The sequence below is a fragment of the bacterium genome (genome assembly GCA_021372535.1).
Lineage (GTDB): Bacteria > Latescibacterota > Latescibacteria > Latescibacterales > Latescibacteraceae > JAFGMP01.
This window is the reverse complement of the sequence record JAJFUH010000198.1, coordinates 1-5,600: the sequence shown is the minus strand read 5'-3', so window position 1 is coordinate 5,600 and position 5,600 is coordinate 1. Positions and strand designations below refer to the sequence as shown.

Below are 5,600 nucleotides of genomic sequence, written 5' to 3'. Positions count from 1 at the left end.
CCATGGGAATTTGAAATCACCGAGAGATTCCGCCGCGGCCCAGTCCGGATCATCGAGGACACCGTCGATGACTATCTTCTCCGTGCACCTCTTGATGGTGTGCTCAGGACGTCCGGGTTCTTCTTCGGCTGCATACAGTGAAGCAGCAAATATCATTGAAAGACACAGCATCGGGAGCAATACTTTTTTCATGCATTTCCTCCTCATGAATATATTTTACAATAACTGTCCGGTAAAAAATACTGAGCACCATATTGTCTGCTGCAGATATCTTGTCCCCATGAAGGAGTCAGACAGCAGTCGGTGTTTAACAGGTGATACCCCGGAGTTCACTCCGGGATAATTCAGCCGGTATTACATCCTTTTTATATTTCTTTCATAGTCGTAGATATCTATGGAGGCGCGTTTCAGGTCACGGTAATCGTTCACCTTTTTAACGCCTTTTTCATCCAGTGTGTAGACAGGAATCTTTTCGATATCATTGTTTCCCAGCCCGCGCTCGTTGAAGATTCTCAGTGAAGGCATTTCGCGGGGATCATGTCCCATAAGCCAGCAGGTGACCGCATCCACCGAGACCCGTGAACGGCCGACAGTGAACAGGTTCAGGACATCCCTGTCCTTGAACACACCTTCCACCATATTGACAGAGGGTTCCGGCATACCCTGGAGGCAGTCGCACATCCTCTGCGCCCATTGCTCTTCCCAGAATATCCGGTTATCGGCAAAATCATATATTTTATAGAGCGCTTTCTTTTGTTCTTCCGTGATTCCGGTTGCCTTACGGTAGTCGATACCCTCCTTCGTGAGCAGATTCACGGTGAAGGTTTCGGTATTCCTGTACCTTTTCAGGTAGTCGTCATGAACCTTCATGAATTCATTGTAACCGCCCTTGGCTTTATATTCTTTATAGAAGCCTCCGGAATCCCAGTGTTTATAACCCATATTCCCATGTTTGACGAAGGATTTCTCTATGAGAGACCTGAAATCGGGGTTGAAATCATTCATTATTCCCGGGTGCCATATATCCAGTGTGCACCATGAGTCGCAGATATGACCGTAGACATTGGGCATGATACCCATGAGGTTTTTGACCGTGAGTGAAAGCTGTGCGCACCATTGATTATTTGCGTGGGCTACATTGATGAATGTTGTACCTTTCTGAAAGGCCGGTTTGTACGTAGGCGACCGTCGCGCCACAATACCTTCGGGATTTTCGTTCCATATCAGATCGGAGGGTGAGTAATCACTGAAATTCATGATGTTGGCATCGATAAGCGGGAGATGATGGGCATCGAGCAGCTCCTGAAACCCGCTCGCGACGACGTGTTCGCGTTTGACTGCGCCGCGCATTCCCGCAGCCACATTGTTGTTGCCTATGTTGCGCAGTCCGTCCACCATACCGACCGTAAAATAGGGATGAACAATGCCGCCGTAACAGTCTGTAACTTTTCCGCCTAAACTGACCATGTTCGGATTTATGTATGTTCTGCCCCGTTTTTCCGTGCCCTTGCGGAATACAAGCTCCGACACCCTGCGCCCGAAACGTTCCATCTGATCGGGCACCGGTTTCAATCTGCCGTTTTCATCCTTTTCGGTTTTTATTTCCGGATAAATGATAAATACCGCCTCCGGATTATCGAGTATCTCTTCGCGGAGAACGGGAGGGATATTGTTTTTTTCGCCTTCGTCCAGAATTTTGCATACATCGCTTATGCTCATTCCCGTTGTTTTACCGGGTTTCGTCGTATAATCAACCGAAATATCCCTTTCATTGACAGCACTCCAGACACGTCTCACCCACGTTTGCGCGGCAATAAACGCTCCGGCGGCAACCGATAAAAATGTACGTCTCTTCATGGTAAACTCCCGTAGTTTCAACTTTTAAGTGCAACACGGCAGGGTCCTGCTGATGCGCTTTTCACAAATATATCATGAAGCGTTTTGAAGACAAGCATTTTCGTGGCCGGTATTTCAATCGCTCCATGACGGAAGCTGTTTTCTCTCCGCCGATCTGTTGAATTCCCTGCCCTTATCCTGCATAAAAATATTTCACCACAAAGACACGGAATTGCATGGGTAATTCATGAATTACCCTGCAATGTCACATCGGTTAGGTACGATAACAAAATCCGCGTAAATCTGCCCGATCCACGAGAATCCGCGTTCTATTAAATGTATGAACAGGTCGGTTTAATCAAAAGAATTCCTCGCAGCTTGCTGTGGAGTAAAAAGCCCCTTTCCTTCGCTTTGTGACACCTTCCCCGTACCGGGGGCAGGTAACTACCGGAGTCACAGCGACTTCCCTTGCCCACTTCAGGGGGAAAGGGATTGAGGGTTAGGGGGCCTTATCAGATACTTCGCAGCTTTGCTGCGGGGTAGTTCATCAGGTGATTCGTTCCGGAAAGTCTCAGTACCGCCCGTATTCCCCGACAAGCTCTTTCATGAGCCTGATACGGCTTACAGGGGTCCACGGAGGAGTCTGGTCGCCGTCCGACATGATAAGCCGGGGGCAGACCGCTTTCAGGGCGAGCCATTCCTTCACATGGGCGATGAAATCCTTCTCCGGCACCTGTGATGACCAGAAAACGGGGGAAACGCCTCCCGAAAGGACAATATCCTTCCCGCCTTCCGCGCGTATTTCGGCGGGTGTCAGGTCGCCGGTCGGCCTGGGTGTGACCGCATCGGCGATATCGACGCCGCAGTCCTTAAGGCAGGCGAGGAGCCCCCGGACACGGCCATCGAGGTGCGCAGCGAAGTATTTCCCGGCGCGGTGAACCATTCCGGCTGCCTGCGTATAATACGGGGCGCTGTAGCGGTTGAAGAGAGAGGGCGTCTGGATATCGCTCGACAGGTTGTCGGAAACGATGATCACCTCGGCGGGCGACTGGCAGATAAGCTCCATGCCCCGGAGGTTGACCGTATTGATGAGCCCGATGATCCCGGCCATTTTTTCGGGTTCGTCGTAGAGGGCGTAGATCGTTTTCTCGATTCCCATGAACCGCGAAATGAAAAATCCGAGCCCGCTGTACGGAACGCCATAACCGTACGGAAGCCCGTGCTCGCCGCATGCTTCGACCATCTTCGCATACCGGTCGAAACGGGGTATGAACCGTCGCCGCTCGACCGCGTAACGGATGATGTCGAGGTCACCGATGTTTTCCACCATCCGTTTGGCGATGTCCCACGAAAAGCTGTCCCCGTTGAACACCCGGAGCTCCTGCAGCTCCCCGACAGGCGTCCGGAGCGTCCACGTGAAACGATCGCCATCGATGTGCTGGGTTTCCTCCACATCGCCGTCATACACCGTATCGAGGATGGTGCCGAGCTCGATGTAAATTCCTGCCCCGACCTCCTTGTAGAAATCGATCATCTCGTAATCGAGCTCTTTCCCGGCGGAAGGAATGAAACGGCGGTTGTGTCCGGCGTTGAACCAGTGCGACAGGTCCGCGAACCACGGGACGACATCGGGCGTTTCGCCCCGCAGTACGGCCAGTATCCGCTCTCTCGGCGTCATGGGTGTACAAGGCATTGATGTGCCCCCGTAAAATCAGGACGATTTTAATTGATATGAGTGATACCTCGGAGTTCACTCCGGGGTAGTTCATTCGTTGATATTAAAAAAAGAAATAAAAACAAATCCGCGTAAATCCGCCTAATCCGTGTAAATCCGCGTTCTATTATAATTCATGAATTATTCGGACTACATGAAAAATAGTACAACACTGCAAAATATATTGAAATAACCGCTCGGATGCTATTTATTGAAATTGCCCGATAAAAACAAGGATATTCTGAACATACATCGACGAGGAGGGAGAATCATGTCCGTCGCAGCCCGTTTCTCACTGCTTTTCCGCTGTACTTTCACCGCGCTCACTGCTCTGTGTGTCCTCAGCGCTCCCGTTCATGCCCAGTCGCCGGACAACGAAATCGTGCTCAGGATCGATCCGACGCCCGAATATCCCCGCAACTCCGAAGGCTCGTTCGTCACCCTTGGCGATGGCTCCATTCTGTACGCCTATACCCAGTTCTACGGCGGCGCGGCGGATCACGGCGCTGCGCGAATTGCCGGTATCGAGTCGCGGGACGGCGGCGCGACATGGTCCGCAAAGCCCCGTGTCATCGTCGAGAACTACGGCGACCAGAATGTCATGAGCGTCTCGTTCCTCCGCCTCCGGAGCGGGAAAATCGCCCTGTTCTATATCGTCAAGAACAGCTTTCACGATTGCCGCCCCTGCATGCAGGTATCGACCGACGAGGGGAAAACGTGGTCCGAGCCGCGAATGCTGTTCGAAACGCCCGGATATTTCGTCCTCAACAACGACCGTGTGATCCAGCTTTCGGAGGGCCGCCTCATAGTTCCCGTTGCCTTCCACCGCTCGATTTACCGCAAGGGGCAGAAGGACATGGATTACCGCGCGATCGACATCTGGTACCTGTCCGATGACGAGGGCGAAACCTGGTACGAAGCGGACACATGGTGGGCTGCTCCGGCTGTCACCACGAGCGGGCTTCAGGAGCCCGGTGTGGTCGAGCTGAGCGATGGCGCCCTGTTCTCGTGGTCGCGGACCGATCTGGGCTGTCAGTACGGCTGCCGTTCGACCGATCGGGGGAAGACATGGACAGCGCCCGAACCGACAAGCCTGATTTCCCCCGTTTCCCCGGCAAGCATCAAAATGATTCCCGGAACATCCGATCTTCTTGCGGTCTACAACGACCATTCGGGACGGTTCCCGTTTGCTGAAAAGCGGCGAAATCCCCTCGTTGTCGCGATTTCAAAGGACGGCGGCAAAACCTGGCCCATCGCGAAGATGATCGAGAGCGACCTCGACGGCCATTTCTGTTATACGGCGATACATTTCACCGGGGACAGCGTCCTGCTCGCCTACTGCGCCGGTTCGCTCACCAATAAGGACATGTACGGCCTCAACCCGCACCGAATCCGAAAGATACGAATAGACTGGCTGTATAAGTGAGAAAAGACAGGCACAAGGCATAAGGCATGAAGACAGGCACAAGGCATAAGGCACAAGGGGAAAGAGAAAGACAGGCAAAAGGCATAAGGCACAAGGCACAAGGGGAACGGATAAAGACAGGCAAAAGGCATAAGGCACAAGGGGAAAAGATAATGACAGGAACAGAGGGACAAAGGGACAAAGAGACAAAGGGAAAACAGGGACAGGGGGACAAAGGTACTGAGGCATTAAGGAGAAAAAAACTGCAATATTATGCCGTCTTCCCCGAATCTTTAATCGGGGAACCAGTCTTTTTTAAGCACAAGAATACCTGCGGGGTTATTAAAAAAGGTGATGAAAGAGAATCACTTATGCCTTGTGCCTTGTGCCCGTATCAACAAACCAGTCTTTAAAACATAAGAAATCCTCGCCGCCTGCCGTAGACAGTTCATTCCCCCTTAAAAAGGGGGATGTCCGAAGGACAGGGGGATCACTTGTGCCTTATGCCTTGTGCCTGTATCAACATCTTTAATCGGGGAACCAGTCTTTTTTAAGCACAAGAATACCTGCGGGGTTATTAAAAAAGGTGATGAAAGAGAATCACTTATGCCTTGTGCCTTGTGCCCGTATCAACAAACCAGTCTT

Annotated in this window: 5 protein-coding genes; 2 read left to right on the top strand and 3 right to left on the bottom strand. The window is 51.8% G+C overall.

Going from position 1 to position 5,600, the window contains the following annotated elements; translation table 11 throughout:
- The 3 genes from LLG96_17185 to LLG96_17175 all read right to left on the bottom strand — a co-directional run.
- The coding region (locus tag LLG96_17185) for a hypothetical protein (GenBank protein ID MCE5251940.1) at positions 1–192 on the bottom strand (192 nt) is incomplete at its 3' end.
- A gap of 162 nt (positions 193–354) precedes the next feature.
- Positions 355–1,857: a DUF362 domain-containing protein gene (locus tag LLG96_17180; protein ID MCE5251939.1), complete on the bottom strand. Its 1,503-nt coding sequence runs from the start codon at positions 1,855–1,857 to the stop codon at positions 355–357.
- 550 nt (positions 1,858–2,407) lie between these two features.
- Positions 2,408–3,529 carry a hypothetical protein gene (locus LLG96_17175; GenBank protein ID MCE5251938.1) on the bottom strand — a complete coding sequence of 374 codons (1,122 nt, stop codon included), beginning with the start codon at positions 3,527–3,529 and terminating at the stop codon, positions 2,408–2,410.
- Positions 3,530–3,821: 292 nt separating this feature from the next.
- Here LLG96_17175 and LLG96_17170 point away from each other — a divergent pair, with 292 nt between their 5' ends.
- Together LLG96_17170 and LLG96_17165 are read left to right on the top strand one after the other, a co-directional pair.
- On the top strand, positions 3,822–4,976 hold the full coding sequence (locus LLG96_17170; GenBank protein MCE5251937.1) for a glycoside hydrolase: 1,155 nt from the start codon (positions 3,822–3,824) through the stop codon (positions 4,974–4,976).
- A 26-nt stretch (positions 4,977–5,002) separates the two neighbouring features.
- Positions 5,003–5,368 carry a hypothetical protein gene (locus LLG96_17165; GenBank protein MCE5251936.1) on the top strand — a complete coding sequence of 122 codons (366 nt, stop codon included), beginning with the start codon at positions 5,003–5,005 and terminating at the stop codon, positions 5,366–5,368.
- Positions 5,369–5,600: the final 232 nt, after the last annotated feature.

Bases quoted from the DNA above. Each gene is read 5' to 3' on its own strand.
- LLG96_17180 (MCE5251939.1), bottom strand. From the start codon at position 1,857: ATGAAGAGACGTACATTTTTATCGGTTGCCGCCGGAGCGTTTATTGCC.
- LLG96_17165 (MCE5251936.1), top strand. From the start codon at position 5,003: ATGAAGACAGGCACAAGGCATAAGGCACAAGGGGAAAGAGAAAGACAG.
- LLG96_17175 (MCE5251938.1), bottom strand. From the start codon at position 3,529: ATGCCTTGTACACCCATGACGCCGAGAGAGCGGATACTGGCCGTACTG.
- LLG96_17170 (MCE5251937.1), top strand. From the start codon at position 3,822: ATGTCCGTCGCAGCCCGTTTCTCACTGCTTTTCCGCTGTACTTTCACC.